We start from the raw sequence: 20,700 nt of genomic DNA on the forward strand, positions 1-20,700 counted from the left end.
AGGCCGCAATGAGAACATTATCGAGCCCTCACATGATCATAAATAATTCCCACGGTTTGATAACTGTGGATTTTATATTTTCATTGATCTTGTGCGCGGGTCTTTGCGCAGTAATGTTCGTCATGACCTTTACTTTATCGATGGCTGAAATTGCTCAGTACATCACTTTCGCCTCATCCCGCGCCTATGTTGCGGGTCACGTAGACCCAGATAAGCAAACCGAAATGGGTCGCAATAAGTTTTCAAATTTAATGTCAAACAATGTCCTTAGCCCTCTTTTCTCTACGTCAGGCACATCTTGGTTTACTTTATCAAACCTTGAGTTGCGTGGCGGTGGCGCTAGTGGCAAAGACTTTGCCGAAGACTATCCTTATGTTGATGACCGCATCCCGCAAACGGGAGCACGTCTAACATTCGGAGCGCGAGTGCTTGCTTTAAGAATCGCATTCTTGGGGCGCACCACTGAAGATGGCGAAGCTCCAACAGCAAAATTAACTGCATTTCTAATTCGCGAACCGACCCAACAGGAATGTTGGGATCTTCAGGTTAAAAAACGCTACGATGCGATTATGAACCTGGACAGTCGCTTTGCAATACTTGCAGATCGATATCGAAACAAATACGTACCCATGGAGGATAACGGATGTTGAAATCCAAAAAAAGCCTCCTAAACAATGAAGATGGCACTGCAATGATCGAGGTCCTCCCGGTCATTTTCGTCATTATTACGTTCCTGACTTTTTCATTGGGATTCTTTGGCGCGATTCACTCAGGAATTTTAAATTCAATCGCTGCCAGAAACTATGCCTTTGAAACATTTAGACATCGCTCGAACCTGGTTTACTTCCGTAGTAACGGAGACGTGTCCACTGCACAACTCGCATATAACGAGATGGGTTTGCGTATTCACGGTGTGAACTCCGAGGACTCTCCTAAATCAGGAGACCCTAAATGGTATTCTTCTACTCGTCCAATCAACATCATGATTTTGGCGAGCCAGAAGGAAGTTGATCAATCCGGCTCTAAGAGTGAGCACAATCAACAAGTTCCTTTTATAAAAGATGAAGAACGAAACGAACGAGTAGGCGTGAACCCCATTTGGATTAAATCACAATACGGGATTTGTCTGAATGCAGCTTGTGGAGCGTAGGAGAAGATATGGGATCAAACGACACTAGAAATTTATGGCTTTCAATTGCAGCGGGAATCTTCGCCACATTCTTGCTTTATAGCTATTCGCAAGAAAAGAAAGCTGAATACGACAAGCGATTTGGTTCTACAAAACGTGTCGTCGTTGCCAAAGAAGACATCGCTGAAATGCAAACTGTCTATGACACGATGGTTGAAACGAAAGATATGCCTGCTGATTTTATTCAGCCAGACACAGTTACGATTCCTGATGAGATCATCGGTAACGTAGCTGCCGTACCTATTCGTAAAGGCCAAATGATCGTAAAGAATAACCTTCTAACGCCAGGCCCTGACACAGGTATCGCCTTGCAAGTAGCACCCAGTAAGCGTGCAGTTGCGATTCCTGTTGATGAAATCCGTGGTGTCGCAAAGCTCATCCGTCCTGGTGACCGCGTGGATATCTATGCTGCTGTGGACTCGGGTAAAGGCGTGCAACAGCGTCGTGAGGTATTCACTTTGATGAGTGACGTTCCAGTTCTGGCAACGGGTTTAAGTGTTGTAAATAACATTCCTCGTATGTTTGAGCTTGATTCATCTGGTAAGAATCTAAATCAGATCGCTCTGACTGGTGATACAAAATATACGACGATCACAGTTGAAGCGACGCCGAAAGAGGCACAAGACTTATTCTATATTTTATCAACAGCGCCGGGAAATTTATTCTTTGCGCTTAGAAATCCAAGTGACCGTACAATTCCTGTAAGAGCACCTAGCTCGACATCAGATACAGTCCTTGGCAGACCGATGGTATCTTTGGATGCAGCTCCGGCAGTGCCAGCAGCGCCTCCAGTAGTATTACCACAGCAACAACAACGAATGATGCAACCAATGCAGCAACGAGCACCGCAACCGACGCAACAACGTAGGAACGGCTTTAAGACCTTGTAGTATTGAGTTCTTTGTTTTGGGGAATTGTTAGTTAAGGGGGAACCATGAAATATATGCTGCTTACACTGGGGCTTGTATTAAGTCTTTGTGGACATGTTGCGCATGCAGAAGACGATCTATCTGCAACTCCGTCATCGTCCAGCGAAGACAGCAGTGGCGCTTTCCGCTCGCGCAAATTCATCAACTTGACGTTGGGAATTGAGCAAGATGAAAAGCTCCCTCCTCTTCCAGATAACGTGGATTTCAAAGGTGACTTCCGCCGTGTCGTCACTGCCAACTATTCTAAAGACCTTAACGTGATTCGCTTCGTACCGAAATCAGAAGGTTTCGCGACGCTAACGATCCATGATAAACGCAATGGTAAAATCGTTGCGGAGTATCGTATTGACGTTAAGAAAAGCAAACTTGATAAGATCGTTCGTGAAATGCGATCTTTGTTGGGTGATATCGAAGGTATCAATATCAAGATCGTAAATGATAGAGTTGTAGTCGACGGTCAAATCCTACTCCCTAAGGATATGGCGCGTATCTATAACGTGGTATCTCAATTCGGTAACCAAGCTTCTTCAATTGTGACATTAAGCCCCCTTGCACAAAAGAAGATCGCAGAGTTCATCGCTCGTGATATCAACAATCCAGAAATCGAAGTTCGCGCCGTGAATGACAAAATCATCCTGCAAGGCTGGGCAAACAGCGCCGACGAATCTGCTCGTGCAGAGATCATTGCTAAAACATATCTGCCCGCTCGTATCGTGGATGCGGCCGCAGAAAAAGGCGTGATTGTTGAACGTAAGGCAGCAAATGATGGCGTTATCAACCTTATCCAAATTAAAGAATCGGCACCAAAGCCACCTCCAAAGATGATCCAACTTGTAGTTCACTACGTTGAATTGCAAAAAGACTACTCTAAGAACTTTAAGTTCCAGTTCACTCCAGAGTTGGGCGATAATTCGCAAATGACTTTCCAAACTGGAGGCGAAGCTGCTGGTGGTATCGTAAGTTCAATCACAGGAACAGTTTCAAACTTGCTCCCGAAATTGAACTGGGCAAAACAGCACGGTCAAGCACGCGTTCTTGAAAGTACAAGTATGATCGTTGAGGATGGTAAAAAAGGTGAAATCAAACAGATCACCAACCAACCCTATGCAGTTATCGGTCAGAATGGTACTCAAGGTACTGCTTTTGCCGAAGTCGGTATCGTGACGACGATTACGCCGGTTCTTATGGGTGAAAAGTCTGGTTCTGTACGCATGGACATGGCTTTTAAAGTGTCTTCTATGATCGGCAGTACTTCTGCGGGTGCTCCTATCACCAGCTCAAATGAAATGACAAGCTCGGTGGTAGTGCGTGACCGTCAAAGTGCGGCTGTGGGTGGTCTAATCCGCAACTCATCATCGACTGGATACAACCGTCCTTCTGGACAAAAAAATCCAATCATCAGCTTGTATGCTTCTAAAGACTTCGCAAAACAACAATCTCAGTTTGTGGTTTTCGTCACTCCAGTTGTTAAGACTTCAGCAAGTGCTGGATCTGAACAAATTAAGAAAAAATTCCGTCTGCGCGACTAACGTCGCGTAAACGGATTGATCATAGAAGCCGATATGTTAAGCGGAGGTCCGCATTGGCTATCAATCCGAATTGTAATCTCATCGCTGTAGTTGGTGGTAAAGGGGGCGTAGGTAAAAGCGTCTTCGCCGCTAACTTTGCTTGCGCATTGATGACCGAGCTACGTACTCAGGTTTTACTTGTCGACGCCGATTCAAAATCTGTGGGCGATCAAAATGTGATTATGGGTCTTAAACCTGTAAAAACTTTGAAAGAACTTTCCACGTTCACAGGCTCTCTAAATTCTCAACCAATGAACACGCTTGTGACAATGGCCCCATCTGGTTTGGGCTATGTCGGCGCCGTTCGTGGCCCTGAGGAACAATTAAATATCTCTCCTGATCTTCTTGGTAAGTTGATGGAGTTTTTCTCTCGAGCATTTAAGTTTGTGATCGTTGACGTGGGTAACGACCTGGGTCCCGCACAAATGGCGGTTCTTCAAGAAGCCACTGCCATCATGATCGTGACGACTCCTGAGGTTCTGGTTGTGACTCAAACACAAAGACTTGTGAATGAGCTTTTATCAGCCACATTCCCTAAAGACATGTTCCAACTTGTGGTGAATAAGGCTTCGCCAACGGGTTTATCTCCGCAAGCAATTTCTAATCAATTGCAGTTGCCATTTTTAGGAATCATTCCACAAGACGAAGCAACAACCAACATGGCTTTGCAAAAATACCAACCCTTCGTTATCAGTGCGCCTAAAACGCCACTGACGGCGTCGTACTATGACCTTTCACGTAAACTAACTGGTGGTATTTTACAGCGTCTAAAAACTTTGTCTCGTCCCAAACCAGCTCCGGCTTCTAACGAAGCCAGTGCTCCGATTCCGGGAGCCAATGGTATGGACCCTCGCACACTTTTAAAAATCCGTGTGCATAATGAATTGATCCGTACCGTTGATCTAAAAAAACTTCTAGTCGATACCGGCAAGGATGAGAATAAAGAAAAAGAAGTTCGCGAAAAAACCAAACGCGAAATCACTGTTATCGTCGACAAAGAAGCTCCAGACACTCCTCGTGAAGAACGCTCTAAAATCATCAAAGAGGTTTTAGAAGAGGCCTTGGGCTTGGGTCCTTTGGAGGATTTGCTAGCCGATCCAGCTGTGACAGAGATCATGGTTAACGGCTTTAAGAAAATCTTTGTGGAAAAATCCGGTAAAGTTGCATTAAGTCCTGTGACATTCACTTCGAATGATCATTTACGTCGTATTATCGAGCGTATCGTGACACCCCTGGGTCGTCAGATCAATGATTCGACACCGTACGTGGATGCCCGTTTGAAAGACGGTTCTCGTGTTAACGCAGTTATTGAACCACTTTCAATTGATGGACCTGCGCTGACAATTCGTAAGTTTAAAAAAGGCGGTATCACCGCTGAAAAGTATATTGAATACGGAAGTATCACTAAAAACATGATCGACTTCCTTCGTATCTGCGTCGAGAACGGCTTAAACGTTGTTATCTCAGGTGGTACGGGTTCAGGTAAAACATCCCTGTTAAATATGCTTTCTTCGTATATCCCTTCCAATGAACGCGTCATCACTGTCGAGGACGCGGCCGAGTTACAATTGCAACAGGAGCACGTGGTACGTCTTGAGACTCGCCCGGCTTCCATGGAAGGTACAAACGCGATTCATATCCGCGACCTTATTAAGAATGCCCTGCGTATGCGTCCTGATCGCATCATCGTGGGTGAGTGCCGTGACGGCGCTGCCTTAGATATGTTACAAGCCATGAACACAGGTCATGATGGTTCTATGACTACGACTCACGCCAACAGCGCGCGTGAGTGTATTGCTCGTCTAGAAACTCTTTCAATGATGGCTGGTATGGATCTTCCAGTTCGCGCGATCCGCGAACAAATTGCTGGAGCTGTGAACTTGATCGTTCAGATCTCTCGTCAATCCGATGGTAGCCGTAAAATCATGAGCATCACGGAAGTGGCTGGTATGCAAGGTGACGTGGTTACTTTGGCAGAGATCTTCCGCTTTAAAGAAACTGGTTACGATAAGAATCGCAAAATTCAAGGTGTCTTCCAAGCAACAGGTACCATCCCAAGCTTCATTCAAAAATTGAGTGATAAAGGCGTCGTGATTCCTCGTGAAATTTTCAGTAACGACCCAGCTGCTGCTGCGAAACCTGCAGCTCCATCACCCGCTCAAGGTGGTTTAATGCCTAAAATGCCAGGCGGAGTCGTTCCTCCTAAGAAGGTCGGGTAATCTATGAAGTTTCTAGCAAACGAATGGATTCTGATTCCTCTGTTTGGTATTTGCGTATTTACGTTTGTCATCCTTTGGGCTGATAAGTCCATTGCTTGGCTTCATAAACGCAGCTTAGGCCAACGTGAAGAAGTCATTCGAATCATGCGTTTGATGGGAATGGAAACTGACCAAAAGAAAATCACGATCTTAATTCTTTTGTTAAGCTTCGGTCTTGGTGCTTTGGTTTTTTTAGCGTTTTGGCCAAGTGTGATTGTCGGTGCGGTCTTTGGCTGCTCTATTACTATCGCAGGATGGCAGCTTCCTCTTTTGATTGTGCGTTTTCTGTATGAAAGACGTTGTACAGTTTTCGTAGATCAGATGGTTGACGGTATTACCATCATGGCAAACGGAATCAAAGCGGGTTCAAATCCGCAGGAATCCATGAAGCGTGTTGTAGAAATCATGGGAAATCCTATCAGCCAAGAGTTCTCTCAAGTGCTTTACCAAATGCAAGTTGGGGATAGCTTTGAAAGCGCATTGAATGACTTAGGAAATCGGATTCCCCGTCCAGACGTCCAGATGTTTGTGACCTCCATCAATATCTTAAAAGAAACTGGTGGTAACTTGGCGGAGACTTTCCAGACCATAGTCACGGTCATTCGAGAAAGACAAAAAGTTGAAAAGAAAATTCAAGCACTGACTGCACAAGGCATGATGCAAGGGATAATCGTTACTTTGGTTCCCTTCTTTTTGTTGGGTGTTTTTGCGGTAATTGATCCCACATTCATCAAGCCTATGTTTACAACCACCTTAGGTCTAGTGTTGCTGTTTGCCATGCTAGCTCTGCAAATTATCGGTGGTGTCCTCATCAAAAAACTTGTTACTATCAAAGTGTAGTCCGTCAGTTTCAGGGAAGAGGTAAACATAATGAAGAAGGCACTTATTGCAGTGGCTATTCTTTTCTCGGCACAGGCGCATGCTCTTGTCGACATGAAGAATGCCAACTATTCCAATACGTGGATCGATATGGACGTACCAGGTACCGGGTACGATCTAAAAATTATCAGAACTTACAATAGCCGTTCACTTTTTAACGGAATGTTTGGTTTCGGATGGTGTTCTGATTTCGAAACCAGCATGGAAGTTAATGGTGAAGGTAATATCAAAGTTAAAGAGTGCGGCGGCGGCATGGAGATCACATTCTCTCCTCGCGAAGTAACTCGTAAAGACGTTGATAACACGATTAATGCGATCATCGGTAAGATGAAAGCAGAAAAAAAGGTCGGCGTTACAGATTCGTACCTTACTTCTCTTAAATCTCAATTGCTTGAAGACGACAACGCACGTGCCGAATTCGCCAGAAAATATGGCATTAACGTCGCTGTTAAAGAAGGCACTAAGTTTTTTGCAAACGGTCGAGAAGTCGAGAACTTCACCTTTAATAAAACTTACTACACTCGTACGCTTCCAGATGGAAGTTCTCAGCGCTTTAGCCCCCAAGGAAAACTGACTCATATCTATGACAAGAACGGTAACTTCTTGAAATTTGAATATGATAAAGACCTTGTTGCTAAGATCGAAGACAACAATGGTCGTCGTTTGGCTTTCAAATACTACCAAAATAAAAAAGTAAAACAAATCACGGGTCCGAACGGTTTAAACGTAGATTATAAATTTGCGAACCTTGACGACTTGGCTTCCGTTAAGAATGCTTGGCAAAAAACTTATTCTTACGAATACGATGACCTGCACAATCTGACAAAGGCTTCTTGGCCCGATAAGACTTTTGTTGCAGTTAAGTATGATAAAAAGAACGACTGGGTCACTTCATTCACTGACCGTGATAAATGTACAGAGTCTTATAAATACGAATTCTCGCAAAGCGAGCCGCAAAACCACTATTGGTCTACGGTTAAAAAAGTTTGTGGCAAAGAAACTGTTGCGGATAATAAGTACGAGTTCTGGCACAAACAACGCGCTGACGGTCAAATGTTCCTTCAACGTGTAATGACGACGGTAAACGGCAACGTAACTGACATCAGCTATCACGAGCTTTTCGGTAAGCCGACAAGCATTCGCAGAAATGCGGAACGCATCTCTTACGAATACTATGCTGATGGTTTGGTAAAAGTTAAAGCGACACCGGCCACTCGTATGGCCTTTGAATATGATCCATCGATTAAGAAAGTAAGCCAAGTTTCCACGACGTTCTTTAACCAAAAAGGTCAAAAGGTAACGGCGAAAGCAACTCAGTTTAAATACGATGGCAAGGGCAACCTTAATTTCGCACAGAACTCTGATGGTCAAAAGATCTCTATGACCTATGATAATCGTGGAAGAATTGCCACGATCACTGATCAAGCGAAAAAAGTTGTTAAAATCGAGTACGAAGAACGCTATGGTAAGCCCGCGATCGTGACTCGTCCTGGTTTGGGCACTATTCAGGTTTCTTACAAAACTAATGGTGAAATCAACAAGGTAGATTCAAAAGAAGGTCCTTCGGTGGCAATGCAAGTGGCCTCCACATTCAATAACTTGCTCGACATTATCGCGCCTGCAACTGCAGAGCTATATCTCTAAGGAGAGATCGTTATGAAGAATATCTTGTTATTGGCAGTAATTGCACTGATCGGAACTGCGGCTCACGCACAAAGCGCACCGGGCGCTGCCAGCGATGCAAAGAACGACCAAGAGGCTCGCACTACTCAGTCTGAAACGACTGGCAGAGCGGTTGAAATCGGATGCCCTGGGGGCGGATGCCTTAAGCATTTGTCAGAGGCCGGAATCTTAGACAAAACCGCAGCTCAGCCTAGATCTGGTGGCAGTGGCAGCTCAGGCTCCGAAACTTCACAAGGACAAGGCGGCGCTCAATAAGCTGCTGTTAACTTCCTAAACAACGGAAGCGCGCAAAAAGGCTCTCTGCACAGAGGGCCTTTTTTATTTTGCGCCCCTAACCCATAAACCCTTGATATCACAAAGCTTCCATATCACTTCGAAACAGCCTTTCTGGCATACCCACTGCAATAGTTCCTTTTGAAGTTTTATTTCACTTCAAAGGAGAGTTTATATGAAAGCTATTAAAATCATGATGGTGGTTGCTATTGCGGCAACAGCTTCTATTTCTTCCGCAGGAACGCCGGGCTCTACAGCGTGCAACGCTCGCAAGAATGTCGGTATCCTTGATAATACATCTGCAGGTCATACAGCCGCTGCTAAAGCACCAGCTCCTTCTACCGCTGTTAAAGCCAACAAAGGTGCGAACTAATATATATGTTTAAATCCCTTTTGGAGTGAGTGGCCTGCCTCCCCCCTGGGTCGCTCGCTCTTCTTTTCTGGGATTTAGCTCTGTTCAGTCCCTTGTCAGTAGTGAGCGCAAAAAGGCGCCGTTTGGCACTCGTGTCTCATTGTGAGATTTGGATTTTGTAAGTAGTTGATTCTTCGAGACTGAATTCTCAGTCTGATTCATCTTCTTTGGCATGTTGGATGCATTAGAGGTAAGTATCCAACGCACAAAGGAGTTCACATGAAAGCAATCATCGCAGCAGCAGTAATCTTCGCAGTATCTTCTACATCTTTCGCAGCAACTGGTTCTTGCGGTTCACGCTCTTCTGGTTCTCTTTTCAAAAAAACAGCTGCAACAACTTCAAACATCGTTGCAACTACAAAACAAGTTACAGCTACAAAAGCAGTTCGCTAATTAACGAATAGCCTTTTCGTGAGAGCCTTCTTGGAAACCATCAACTGTACTTACTACGCCGTCTTTTACATGCACTGTTAAGTTCTTTAACGCCATGGCGCCACCTGCCGCAGCACTTTGAATATACTGAGACACTGTTGATCTCTGTAACCAACGAAATGAATACGATTCAATTGTCGTCCCACCGACTTTAACTTGAGCAAGCACAATTAAAACCATCGTGAAAGCCAATGTCTTTAATACAAATTTAAGTTCTTCCATGCGAAGATTCCCCCAGTTGCGATAACACTTTTGAAACGACCATTAGTAAATTGTCTTTAGTGAATGGCTTAGTGATGTACGCATCAAAGCCAGCCTCGTGCGCCTTTTCAATCATGGCGTCATTATCGATTGTCGAGCATCCAACAATTTTTATATCAGGATGAGATTCTTTGATCGCGCGAGCCGCTTCTAAACCATTGCGGTTGGGCATCACCATATCCAGAAAAACTAAATCGGGCAGAACAGAATCGACTAAACGAATTCCGTCATTTCCATTTTCTGCTTCGCCGACGCAAATATGGCCAGCGTTACTCATAATATTTTTTATAAGCTCGCGCAGAAAGGCCGCATCATCGATAACTGTAAAACGTATCTTCATGGCCTCAGTATAGAAGCCACGCAGCCTTTTGATGAGAGGATTTTAGTGGCCCCAACGATAGCCTAGGGAGAACAGGTATAAAGAATTTGTCACACCCACGTTTTTGGGTGTTGCGCCTGTACTTGGGTCTGGTTGCGTGGCTGCTCCATCCAACATATTGCGTTCAGCGGAAGCTTCAAGTCCCCACAACAACTGGCTTGATCGGGACAAACGCCATTCACCACCAAACTCAATACCTAAGCGAGAGTTTTCATCCACAGATCCAGAATTCACACCCGTGCTCGTTGTAGATTCGGAATGCTGTAACCGTGGGAACAAGCTGCCACCGATCACCCAGGCGTAATCAACGGATGATGGCAAGCGCGCCTTCAAACCAAGACCGAAACCTGATGTACTGAGGCGCATACGGTTTTCTGCGTCCGTCGGTGGATTCATTTTATTATCACTATACAAAAGCGAAAATTCTAACGAGTTAGATTTGCGAGAGTTTCCAAAATATCTACGGAAATTCAAACCCACGTCCAGAAACTCATAACGAGCGGGCACTCTGGATTTATCAGCATCCATAGCATCAAGATCAGCTGCCATTGAAAACATAAACTTACCACTGACACCAATAAGCGGCGTTAACCAGATATTGGCTTTGAAGCGAAGGGCATCGTAATAACTTTGATATTCACGAAATGAGTAATTTGCTTTCGACTCATTGTACACAGCGACCGGGGAAACTTCGATCTCCAAGCGATTATTACGGATGTCATCTGGATGAATTGTTTCAGCATAGTAGTCGTAAATTTTGTCAGCTTTGTTGGTGAACAAGGCCTCAGCCTGAGCTCCGATAGTTGGTTCTGCCGGTTCAGGTGTAACTGCAGGAGTTGTTGCAGCCGGTACCGCAGTCGTCGTTGATACCACTACTGCCGTAGCAGTTGTAGACGCACCAGGGGTCGGCGCCACCGCTGCTGACTCTGTTGCCTCGACCTTTTTTGGGGGAAGCTCGGTCGCTTGCGCGGGATTACGCTTTAGCTTTGTTTTCGCTGGTGCAACAGTCTCTTTGCGAACTTCATAACGTCCAGAAGAAAAACCCTCCAGACTAGACTGCGCGTAAGCAGTTGAAGTTAATAATGCGAAAGCGATCGTCACCAAAAATTGATTATGTATATTCATAAAAATTATTTCGGCAACGGTCCGAATTACTTGACCCAAAATTGACGACTTTTCATTCGACGTGCAGAATTAAAATATGAAAATAAAAATGCTCATCAGCACCGTTGTTTTTGCATTTACTCTTAAGACGTTTGCCCAGAATGCGTATGTCAGTCCAGTCGACCAAGACCTCGCAATTAAGTCGATCGTACTGGTTCCAACTACTGATAACTTAGGCGGCATTTATGCGAAACCTGTGGAAGAGCAGATTCGTGCTTTGCTTAATCAAGACAAACAGTGGTCGTTGGTGAATTATCCAAAGAATCTGGAAATCAAATCTGAACTGCTTGATGAAAATCCGACTGACGTACAAAAAGTTTTGCAAACAGCCAAATCAGATGCAGCCATCACTTCTAAAATTATTCGTGGCCCTCGTGGTATATCGATGACTATGACCTTGTTCGTGGGCCGCGAAGGATTTCCACTGATGCAAGAAACTTTAGTCGACTACAAAGGTTTTGATACAGCAGATATCAAAACTCAGGCCAGCATCATGTTCCAAAATCTGAAGAACAGAATGCCCTTCCGTGCGGTTATCATGAGCCGTCGAGGACAACAAGTCACTTTGAACTTGGGTAGTAACTACGGCTTAAAGCCTGACAGTCGTGTTTCGATCGTACAAATTATCAAGGTGAACCGTCATCCAAAACTTAAGATTCTTGTAAGCACAGAAAAAGAAGTTTTAGGACGTGTTAAACTTTTCAAAGTCGAACCTTATCTAAGCTTCGGTTACATCGAACTTGAAAAAGAACCAGGCGTTATAACCGTGGGCTCAAAGGTTATGCCTGATGAATTCGTTAAGTACGCTACACCAATCACCACTCCATCTGGAAAAGTCCTAACTGACATCACGACTCGTCCTGATAAAGACGTGGCCTTTGGTGACGACCCTAAAGAGTGGGCACCTGAGCCCGCTCCCCAATATGGAAAAATTGAAGTGTTGGCCGGTTTCTCGTCCTATTCTCAGAATGTAAAATTGAAAACCCCGACGGAACAGTCGATCTCAGGAAATGCAAATCTGGCTCCGAATCTTTTGATACGCGGTGAAATGTGGATAAATCCAGAATGGTATCTGGCATTAACACTTCGCCAATCTGTGTTTTCAATTAATAACACTTACTCATCGCCTGGTTCGTTAAACACTTCGATGTCACAGTATTCTGTTCAGGGTGGTTACAACTTCCTTTTATCGAATGATTTCTTTGGTCCAAAAATTCAACTAAGCGGTGGTTACCAAGATACGAATTTTAAAATTGACGACAGCACTCCTGTGGCTTTCACATCCAACAAATACGGTGGTTTGATGTTAAGCCTTGGAGGCTCTTTTCCTCTAGGACCCGAGGTTCCAATGGAGCTTGGCGGCCGATTTGATCTGTTCATGAATCCTAAAATGAGCGAAAGCCCGGGATCGGGTGCGGGCAATAAAAGCACAATCAATAGTTTCAGCTTTTACGGAACATATCGCTTAAGAACAAAGTTCGCGATCAAAGGGGAACTGCTCTTTGAAAACTTCCAGTCCGATTACAATGATGGCGGTGACAGAAGCACCGTCAGCCACAAAATGACAACCCTAATGGGCGGAATCCAGTATCTGTTCTAAATAGGTACCTGATGCCTGTTCCTTCAATCAACGCATAAAAAAAGCCTGAGTCGTTAAACTCAGGCTTTTTAATTTTTTGGGAAAGCTAACGTAAGCCTTAGGCTTACATCATGCCGCCCATACCACCCATGCCGCCCATATCGTGGCCGCCACCAGCTGGCATTGGAGAATCTTTCTTAGGTGCATCTGCGATCATAGTCTCAGTAGTAAGCATCAAAGAAGATACAGAAGCTGCGTTAGTTAGAGCGCAACGAACAACTTTAACTGGGTCGATAACACCGTCTTTAATTAGGTCAGTGTATTCGTCAGAGTATGCGTTGAAACCCCAAGAAGCAGATTTGTTTTGAAGGATACGATCCAAAACGATCGCGCCATCAAGACCCGCATTCGCAGAGATTTGACGAATTGGTTCTTCACAAGCACGTTTGATGATCATCGCGCCGAAACCTTCGTCTTCATTGAATTTAGATTTATCAACTTTTTGAGAAGCGCGAAGCAAAGCAGTACCACCACCAGCAACGATACCTTCTTCAACAGCTGCGCGAGTCGCGTTCAAAGCGTCTTCTACGCGGTGTTTTTTCTCTTTCATCTCAACTTCAGAAGGAGCACCAACGTGGATAACAGCTACGCCGCCAGCCAATTTAGCCAAACGCTCTTTCAATTTTTCTTTGTCATAGTCAGAAGAAGTTTCTTCGATTTGACCTTTGATTGCGTTTACGCGACCAGTGATGTCTGCTTTTTTGCCAGAACCATCGATGATTGTCGTGTTGTCTTTATCTACAACGATACGTTTCGCAACACCAAGATCAGCGATAGTAGCTTGCTCAAGTTTACGACCGATGTCTTCAGAGATAACTTTCGCGCCAGTTAGGATCGCGATGTCTTCAAGCATAGCTTTACGACGGTCACCGAAGCCAGGAGCTTTAACAGCACAGATGTGAAGAGTGCCGCGAAGTTTATTAACAACCAAAGTTGCCAATGCTTCACCGTCAACGTCTTCAGCGATGATCAACAATTGGCGACCTTGCTTAGCAACGCCCTCAAGAATAGAGATCATATCTTTCATGGAAGAGATTTTTTTGTCGTAAACAAGTACGTAAGCGTTCTCAAGAACTGCTTCCATTCTTTCAGCATTAGTTACGAAGTATGGAGACAAGTAACCACGGTCGAATTGCATACCTTCAACTACTGTAACTTCAGTCTTAGCAGTTTTAGATTCTTCGATAGTGATAACGCCTTCTTTACCAACTTTGTCCATAGCGTCTGACAACATTTGACCGATTTCTTTGTCATTGTTTGCAGAGATAGAACCAACTTGAGCAACTTCGTTTGAACCTTTAACTGGTTTCGCCATTGCTTTAAGTTCGTCGATGATGATTGCAACCGCTTTGTCGATACCACGTTTGATAGACATTGGGTTGTGACCTGCAGAAACCAGTTTTGCACCTTCGCGGTAGATTGCTTGAGCCAAAACAGTTGCAGTTGTTGTACCGTCACCAGCTTCGTCATTAGTTTTGGAAGCAACTTCCTTAACCATTTGCGCGCCCATGTTTTCGAATTTGTTTTCCAATTCGATTTCTTTAGCAACAGTTACACCGTCTTTAGTGATCATTGGAGAACCAAAAGATTTGTCGATAACTACGTTACGACCTTTAGGTCCCAAAGTTACTTTTACTGCATTCGCAAGAGTGTTTACACCTTTAAGGATGTGTCCGCGAGCGTCTTCTGAAAATACTAAAACTTTAGACATGATTATATACTCCGTATTTAATTTCTTCGATTAATTGAAAACACCAAGGATGTCTTCTTCACGCATCATCAAGTATTCTGCGCCTTCAAGTTTCAATTCAGTACCTGCGTATTTGCTGAAAAGAACTTTGTCGCCAACTTTAACTTCAAGAGGCAAGATTTTGCCATCTTCAGTTACACGACCTTTACCAGTCGCGATGATTTCACCTTTTTGTGGTTTTTCTTTTGCTGTATCAGGAATGAAAAGACCGCCAGCGGTTTTTTCCTCTTCCGCCATTCTGCGAACAAGAATTCTGTCGTGAAGTGGGCGAACGCCAATTTCGTTCTTAGCCATTATAATTCCTCCGGTTATTAGAACTTTTTCAGTTTAAAATAATTGATGGAGGTAATATGAACCTGCCCTCGAAAGAGTCAAGGTCAGGTGTTTCAAAATTTTTTGTGGGTTTTTGCGAAAGTCAGAAGCTTTCAAAGCTTAACGCGCTTGGCAATGCCAAACGGTCTTATAAATCAGGGGTTAAAAAGAGAGCTTAGCGACTGGCTTCCTTGGTCGTGTTCGTAGCACTTGCCGGAAGGTCTGACGCGGCTGCCCCAAATACGGAGTTCGCATAGGCATTCATAAGTTCAGCCACTTCCTCTGGAGACAACTTACCCGCCACTTCCTTGAACGCAGCTTTCTTATCTGGAACTTTAGTCAAATAGCCCGCGAAATAGTCGGTAACAGACAAGTCCTTAGCAACTTCCAGATCATATTGTTCTTCGCGCAGCTGTTTTTCCATTTTTTCGACCGAGAAGTCCTGAGAGGCTACGGCTTCCACCGTGTTTTTACTGCGAGGCAAATTTGGATCCATACCAGCAGCACGGCGACTCAATTTTTTGGTTTCGATTTGAGTTTTTAGATACGTCACTTTCAATTGAGCCGTGCCCACCATCTCTGATTTCCACTCGCGATAGCTTTTAAAACGGGGAGCCTGAGGTACGGGACCTGGCGCTTGAGTCGTTACCACAGTAGTGCGCACAAATTGTGTGATTGTTGTTTTCGATGAGGATGCCGCCTGCGCAGAAAAAGCTGTCGCAGTCATACAGAATACGGCCACCAAAGAGAGGTGTTTAATCGGGCTCATCGATCCTCCAAGTTCCAACAAACGTGATCAGGTTCCAGGAATACAATGTTTATGCCCAGCGTTAATATGAACTATAAGCAATATATGAGATTTGGTGGGGTTTCGGGGCCTATTTGTGTCAATATGAGCCGAATAAAGGCGTACAGAGGGGAACTTGGAAATGGCCCGAAACCTGGGTCGCTCCCACATGGCTGGAGGTAAATTGCCCCCGCACTGAACCGGTTACGACGCCATTGCGAATAGAGGTTAAAGAGATTTCCCCCTGATCTGCAATCAGGTTACCCCGTGTATTTCCGCTGGCAGTATAATCTGAAAAAATAATCGTCGGAATCAAAGAGAACGGATCCAAAGGATCAATCTTCCAATATCCCTGAGTGTTCAAAGCATACATGCGAACTTGCAGAATGGAGCCAACTGGCACTGAACACGGATTTTCGTATTTCTCATTCCACAAACGAATTTCTAAATAGTCTTTGCGATTGCGTTTGAAAATAACCGCGCGTCCTTGAACATAGTTCCATGCAAGTCCTTTGATCGAACCTCGCGCGTATTCGACAACTTCTGTTGTGTCGTCATTCTGATTATGGTTCGGCGATACAGGTGAAGTGCTTTCTTGATTCGCACAAGCGCCAAGTCCCACCACCAAAAAGCTTACCAGCCACTTGGCAAAACAGTTTGAAATATTCATGTATTGAGGAATGCTATCTAAAAGCATTTTGGGGTACAAGATGTATTATAAAATAAAGCCAACAGATTTGTGATGACTCACACTCAATGCAATTTTAAAAATTATAAGTGCTGAAATTTTTAACTCTACCAATTTTATTTTTCATCCTTGGAACTTCAACGGCAGAGGCAACTCCCCTTGGAACCATTCCCACTATTCAAGAAAACAATCTTCAGCTGACGTTTGATTTTCGTTCTGATTTGTGGACATCGCCGATGTCCTACAAAGATTCTCCAGTGAGGATTATGTTAGCTGACCTACGTTCGCCTTTATTTAAAACTGAAACTTGGAGTGCCTCCGCCGCCATTTATTCTGAAAGTTTGAATTTAGGCAGAGCCGATTTTCAACTGGGTCAAAAGCAAATTTTCATTGGCAACTCGCTTCGCCACGAGCTTGGCGGTATCGGAGTCAGAAAAAATTTTTCTGATGGTGCCTCGGCAAGTGCTTATGCGGCCTATGTTACGGCCAGTGATGTGCCCTGGGGCACTCCCCGAAATGACTACTTTTATGGCTCAGTAAATTATCGTACAGCTCTGGTCGATAATCATCAGTGGATATTTGCGATCGATCAAAACAACAACCGCGGAATTTATAACGGCACGCCTTTTCCATATTTTGGCGTGATCTATAACAAAGAGTCCAAATGGCTTGTGGCAGCCGGATTTCCTTTTGTCCATTTCATGTATAAAACTGAAAAAGAGTGGGAGCATGATTTTCGCCTGACCCCCTTTGGAATCAACTATTCCGCCGTAAAACCCGTTGATGCGAATGCTGTCTTTACTTTTAAAACCGCAGTGACAGTCCGCTCTTATCTTTACGATCAAAGAACCGAAGACGACGCCCGGTTGTATTATCAAGAAGTGATGATCGAAGGCGGAGTGAAAAGATATGTGTCAGCAGACACCGCTGTGACCTTCGCACTCGGCGGAGCCATCGACCGTAGGCTTTATGAATCAGAGAGAGTTTATCGACCTAGCTCTGCTCTGCAAGTCATTGATAATGACTATTACGGCAGGTTAGGTGTGGAGTTCCGTCTATGATGAAAAATATTTTTTATCTTTCTGCATTTGTTTTTCTAAGCTCCTGCGCCCCGTTCGTAGACTCTCCCTTTTCAGATCAACTATTAAGACCGGAAAGAAATCTGAACGCAGCCAACATGGCGAAGCTTGACGATTTCACCAGTGACGGCACTATTACCATGGCCATTTTCTCTGATCCCCATCAGAACTACAAACCGTTGGATCGCCTGGCTTTCAGTATGAATCAAAACGGCCCTTATGATTTCATTGCGGGTCTTGGAGATTACACGAATCAAGGCTACAACCTTGAATACGACCAATTCCTCGAAGCTTACTCTCGTATCAATGGAAATAAGATTCTGGCCATCGGAAATCATGATTCCATCGGCGCGGGTCCCGAGCTGTACAAAAAAGCTTTCGGCCCTTTGAATTTCTATATGGATAATGGAAACTATCGTTTCATTTTCTTTAACTCCGCAAATTTAGAGTCAGAAGAAAATTACGATCCTCAATGGTTGAAAGATACTGTTACTGAGGCTTCTGGTGCTGGTAAAAAAATTCTTATTTATACACATGCGCCTCTCAGAGATCCCGAACGATTCAAAGGAGACGACGCTGTCATTATGGACGACGTGATCAAAGATCCCAATGTTCAAGCCGTCTTCAATGGACATAATCATGTCTACCTACTGGGCACCGACAATGGAACGGTGATGTTACAATGTGGTCGAGTCGAAACTGACAAAGGTGGCTCTCACTGGTTGATTGTCAAAATTGATATTGGTACGAAACAGATTTGCATCAAACGCATGGATACATTGGAGGAAGATTGCACTCTTACTCTAAAATAATCCTATCGTTGCTAATCACTTTTTTTAGCGCAAATGCCTTGGCCGATAACTGGCGACTGACGCTAGAGCGTGCGGGTTTTATGGGTACCATGGCCCTTGGTGGAAGTTACGAATGGCTTCCTGAGCATGCCGTGAATTTTTCAGTCGGTGGATATCACATCGACAAAGAGATTTTTTACCAATCAAATCTGTCTTATCGGTATTCTCGGTGGAACACCGGTGTTCGTGGAAATCTGTGGCGACCGCTTCAGTTTGGCGTCTTTGCTTCATACGCTCTTAATCAAGATCGCTTTTTCTTAAAATCTCCAGACAAATATCCATCCCCAGGATATTACGACGAAACGGCGTTAAGATATGGTCTGGAGTTAGCTTCAACAATGACATTCATGCCAAGTCACTTTGCCATCGGATATCATCTGCGTATTTTCGATACCGGAATCATTGCGATGTTCAACAACGACAACAAAGATATCCAGTACTACATTTCCAGCGGTATTTCTTTACAGTATCTGTTCTAGGAAATAACAAAGGCGATGTTTCCATCGCCTTTGTTAGAAAATCTATGCTTAGGGTTTTGCCGCCGCTTGTTTCTGCAATTTCGCCTTTCCCATCTGTTCGACGATACCATCGATGATCTTTTGAACCACTTCTGATTCCTCGGGATAGCCGTGGAAAAATGGGTGATTGTTATACTCTCCACTCGCCAAAATATTTCCATTGCGATCATAGAAAGTTACTTCGACAGCCTTCAAGTACATCGTAACATCCCAGAACCAACTATCTGTGTATTTAACTAACAAATCCGTTTTTGGTACAGTCTGAGTCGGCAATCCATCAGACACTTTAAACCCACGGGCGATGAGGGCTCTGGCAACATGGTCATCCATGTCTTTTGAATTTCCACCCTGATTTATTACGTGCACTGTTTTAGCGTTATATGATGACAGGCTATCTGAAGCTTTCATCTGATACGTACCAGCACAACCCACTAAAGAAAAAACGAAGTACAAACCAAAAATGATATTTTTCATAAACATGATCATATTTGGTGAGTTCAGGTTGCACAATATCGCACCAGTGAAACTGTACTTCGATCGAGCGGTCCTAATTTGTAAGGGATTAGAAACTAAAAAACCACCTCATGGGTGGTTTTTTCTGATCTTCACTTCAGCTTTGCTAAAGTAAGAAAAAATGGCTCAGGAGGAGGGACTCGAACCCCCGACCCAGCGGTTAACAGCCGCTTGCTCTACCGACTGAGCTACTCCTGAACATCGGTGAAGGCTCAAACTATTAGTTTGGACCTTTCTTGTCAAACAGAAATCAGGGCTGAGCCAGGCGCTGAAGGACTTTTTCCAGCACGGTTGAGCTCATAGGCATGTCATCAACTCTAAAAAAAGGTGAGTTCGGGGCTTGTTCCAGGGTTTTTTTAGCCCCCTTGGCATCCGTTGCGATCAAACGAGGTAAAAACTGTGATTTTTGAACAGCTTCCGCAGAAATGGGTCCGATCAGAATTTCACAAACAGAACTTATATCTTGGGCACTTTCCAAAGTCTTTTGAACTTCACCCTTTCCAGAATAGATTTCGACCTTTTTCGTGTCGGCCAAACACCAATTTAAAGGGCGAGTATCTCCTCCCAAAAGCAACGCTAAGGCGCTGTCTTCCTTTTGGGAATCACGGGCAAATTCAGAGGAGCGCAACTGCTTCATTCCATAGATCACCAGCCCAAAAGAGCCGATCATGAACGCAATCTTAAGCCAAAATTTAAAACCCATAGGCCTTCCTCCGCATGAGAAAAACAGAGTAATGCCTTTTAGTTTCGTAAGGTATTGATTTTATGGAATTAAAGAGGAAAAAATGGTGCACTCGAGAGGATTCGAACCTCTGACCACTTGATTCGTAGTCAAGTACTCTATCCAGCTGAGCTACGAGTGCACTGTGAAAGAGACGTATGTTTAAGCCGCAGTAATCAAAAAATCAAGCATTCTTAAAGAAATTTGCAAAAAGCACCCCGTTATAACTGCCCCAATCCTTGCTTTGGCGCCCTGCCTATGGCAATTTCTATCTTCTAGTCGCTTATAACGACCGCGGGAAGGTGGGTGAGTGGCTGAAACCAAGCGTTTGCTAAACGCTCGTACACTCAAAAGGTGTACCGCGGGTTCAAATCCCGCCCTTCAGCTCAAAGATAACCACCGCGGAGTGTTCGTC

At 44.3% G+C, this 20,700-nt stretch carries 23 protein-coding genes and 3 tRNA genes; 15 read left to right on the top strand and 11 right to left on the bottom strand.

Going from position 1 to position 20,700, the window contains the following annotated elements:
• Positions 1-8: 8 nt before the first annotated feature.
• From B9G69_RS07600 to B9G69_RS07645, 10 genes are all read left to right on the top strand, one after another.
• The gene (locus B9G69_RS07600) at positions 9-650 is read left to right on the top strand and encodes a hypothetical protein (RefSeq protein WP_088617227.1); all 642 of its coding nucleotides are present in this window, start codon (positions 9-11) and stop codon (positions 648-650) included.
• Entirely contained in the window at positions 644-1,150 is a 507-nt protein-coding gene (locus B9G69_RS07605; RefSeq protein ID WP_088616112.1) for a hypothetical protein, read from the top strand. The genes B9G69_RS07600 and B9G69_RS07605 overlap by 7 nt, the downstream gene beginning before the upstream one ends.
• 8 nt (positions 1,151-1,158) lie before the next feature.
• On the top strand, positions 1,159-2,079 hold the full coding sequence (gene cpaB, locus B9G69_RS07610; protein ID WP_254916938.1) for a Flp pilus assembly protein CpaB: 921 nt from the start codon (positions 1,159-1,161) through the stop codon (positions 2,077-2,079).
• Between the two features lie 44 nt (positions 2,080-2,123).
• Positions 2,124-3,647 carry a BON domain-containing protein gene (locus B9G69_RS07615; protein ID WP_088616111.1) on the top strand — a complete coding sequence of 508 codons (1,524 nt, stop codon included), beginning with the start codon at positions 2,124-2,126 and terminating at the stop codon, positions 3,645-3,647.
• A gap of 53 nt (positions 3,648-3,700) precedes the next feature.
• The gene (locus tag B9G69_RS07620; RefSeq protein ID WP_088616110.1) at positions 3,701-5,905 is read left to right on the top strand and encodes an ATPase, T2SS/T4P/T4SS family; all 2,205 of its coding nucleotides are present in this window, start codon (positions 3,701-3,703) and stop codon (positions 5,903-5,905) included.
• A gap of 3 nt (positions 5,906-5,908) precedes the next feature.
• Entirely contained in the window at positions 5,909-6,784 is an 876-nt protein-coding gene (locus B9G69_RS07625; protein ID WP_088616109.1) for a type II secretion system F family protein, read from the top strand.
• Between the two features lie 30 nt (positions 6,785-6,814).
• A complete protein-coding gene (locus tag B9G69_RS07630; RefSeq protein ID WP_088616108.1) occupies positions 6,815-8,467 on the top strand; it encodes a DUF6531 domain-containing protein in 1,653 nt (550 codons plus the stop codon).
• 12 nt (positions 8,468-8,479) lie between these two features.
• A complete protein-coding gene (locus B9G69_RS07635) occupies positions 8,480-8,761 on the top strand; it encodes a hypothetical protein (RefSeq protein ID WP_088616107.1) in 282 nt (93 codons plus the stop codon).
• Between the two features lie 193 nt (positions 8,762-8,954).
• Entirely contained in the window at positions 8,955-9,152 is a 198-nt protein-coding gene (locus B9G69_RS07640; RefSeq protein ID WP_088616106.1) for a hypothetical protein, read from the top strand.
• Between the two features lie 258 nt (positions 9,153-9,410).
• Positions 9,411-9,584, top strand: a complete 174-nt coding sequence (locus B9G69_RS07645) for a hypothetical protein (protein WP_176400972.1) — start codon at positions 9,411-9,413, stop codon at positions 9,582-9,584.
• On the opposite strand, the gene B9G69_RS07650 is transcribed toward B9G69_RS07645, so the two are convergent.
• The 3 genes from B9G69_RS07650 to B9G69_RS07660 are packed head-to-tail and all read right to left on the bottom strand — an operon-like array spanning position 9,585 to position 11,388.
• Positions 9,585-9,845 carry a hypothetical protein gene (locus B9G69_RS07650; RefSeq protein ID WP_088616105.1) on the bottom strand — a complete coding sequence of 87 codons (261 nt, stop codon included), beginning with the start codon at positions 9,843-9,845 and terminating at the stop codon, positions 9,585-9,587.
• Positions 9,832-10,224, bottom strand: coding sequence for a response regulator (locus B9G69_RS07655; RefSeq protein ID WP_088616104.1), 393 nt, complete (start codon positions 10,222-10,224; stop codon positions 9,832-9,834). The genes B9G69_RS07650 and B9G69_RS07655 overlap by 14 nt, the downstream gene beginning before the upstream one ends.
• Positions 10,225-10,266: 42 nt before the next feature.
• Positions 10,267-11,388, bottom strand: coding sequence for a hypothetical protein (locus B9G69_RS07660; protein WP_088616103.1), 1,122 nt, complete (start codon positions 11,386-11,388; stop codon positions 10,267-10,269).
• 76 nt (positions 11,389-11,464) lie between these two features.
• On the opposite strand from B9G69_RS07660, the gene B9G69_RS07665 reads away from it, so the two are divergent.
• Positions 11,465-13,027 carry an outer membrane protein gene (locus B9G69_RS07665; RefSeq protein WP_088616102.1) on the top strand — a complete coding sequence of 521 codons (1,563 nt, stop codon included), beginning with the start codon at positions 11,465-11,467 and terminating at the stop codon, positions 13,025-13,027.
• A 103-nt stretch (positions 13,028-13,130) separates the two neighbouring features.
• On the opposite strand, the gene groL is transcribed toward B9G69_RS07665, so the two are convergent.
• The 4 genes from groL to B9G69_RS07685 form a co-directional block, all read right to left on the bottom strand.
• Entirely contained in the window at positions 13,131-14,777 is a 1,647-nt protein-coding gene (gene groL / locus B9G69_RS07670) for a chaperonin GroEL (RefSeq protein WP_088616101.1), read from the bottom strand.
• Positions 14,778-14,807: 30 nt separating this feature from the next.
• Positions 14,808-15,095, bottom strand: a complete 288-nt coding sequence (groES, locus tag B9G69_RS07675) for a co-chaperone GroES (protein ID WP_168196705.1) — start codon at positions 15,093-15,095, stop codon at positions 14,808-14,810.
• A gap of 208 nt (positions 15,096-15,303) precedes the next feature.
• Positions 15,304-15,897 carry a hypothetical protein gene (locus B9G69_RS07680; RefSeq protein WP_088616099.1) on the bottom strand — a complete coding sequence of 198 codons (594 nt, stop codon included), beginning with the start codon at positions 15,895-15,897 and terminating at the stop codon, positions 15,304-15,306.
• A 118-nt stretch (positions 15,898-16,015) separates the two neighbouring features.
• Complete coding sequence (locus B9G69_RS07685; RefSeq protein WP_088616098.1) at positions 16,016-16,612, bottom strand: hypothetical protein; 597 nt, start codon at positions 16,610-16,612, stop codon at positions 16,016-16,018.
• Positions 16,613-16,692: 80 nt separating this feature from the next.
• Here B9G69_RS07685 and B9G69_RS07690 point away from each other — a divergent pair, with 80 nt between their 5' ends.
• Genes B9G69_RS07690 through B9G69_RS07700 form a run of 3 tightly spaced genes read left to right on the top strand, consistent with a single transcriptional unit; the run spans position 16,693 to position 19,012 of the window.
• Positions 16,693-17,664, top strand: coding sequence for a hypothetical protein (locus B9G69_RS07690; protein ID WP_254916937.1), 972 nt, complete (start codon positions 16,693-16,695; stop codon positions 17,662-17,664).
• Positions 17,661-18,494, top strand: coding sequence for a metallophosphoesterase family protein (locus B9G69_RS07695; RefSeq protein ID WP_088616097.1), 834 nt, complete (start codon positions 17,661-17,663; stop codon positions 18,492-18,494). Before B9G69_RS07690 ends, B9G69_RS07695 begins: the two co-directional genes overlap by 4 nt.
• A gap of 8 nt (positions 18,495-18,502) precedes the next feature.
• Positions 18,503-19,012 (top strand): hypothetical protein, encoded by a 510-nt coding sequence (locus tag B9G69_RS07700; protein ID WP_254916936.1) that lies wholly within the window; start codon positions 18,503-18,505, stop codon positions 19,010-19,012.
• 48 nt (positions 19,013-19,060) lie between these two features.
• Here B9G69_RS07700 and B9G69_RS07705 read toward each other — a convergent pair whose 3' ends face one another.
• The 4 genes from B9G69_RS07705 to B9G69_RS07720 form a co-directional block, all read right to left on the bottom strand.
• Positions 19,061-19,525 (bottom strand): hypothetical protein, encoded by a 465-nt coding sequence (locus tag B9G69_RS07705; RefSeq protein ID WP_141096943.1) that lies wholly within the window; start codon positions 19,523-19,525, stop codon positions 19,061-19,063.
• Positions 19,526-19,686: 161 nt separating this feature from the next.
• Positions 19,687-19,762, bottom strand: a tRNA-Asn gene (locus B9G69_RS07710).
• Positions 19,763-19,814: 52 nt separating this feature from the next.
• Positions 19,815-20,267 (bottom strand): hypothetical protein, encoded by a 453-nt coding sequence (locus B9G69_RS07715; protein ID WP_088616095.1) that lies wholly within the window; start codon positions 20,265-20,267, stop codon positions 19,815-19,817.
• 83 nt (positions 20,268-20,350) lie between these two features.
• A tRNA-Arg gene (locus B9G69_RS07720) sits at positions 20,351-20,427 on the bottom strand.
• Positions 20,428-20,581: 154 nt separating this feature from the next.
• Here B9G69_RS07720 and B9G69_RS07725 point away from each other — a divergent pair.
• Positions 20,582-20,672 (top strand) — tRNA-Ser (locus B9G69_RS07725).
• The last annotated feature ends 28 nt before the right edge of the window (positions 20,673-20,700 follow it).

Origin of the sequence: Bdellovibrio sp. SKB1291214, from assembly GCF_002209355.2 — a bacterium.
Classification (GTDB): domain Bacteria; phylum Bdellovibrionota; class Bdellovibrionia; order Bdellovibrionales; family Bdellovibrionaceae; genus Bdellovibrio.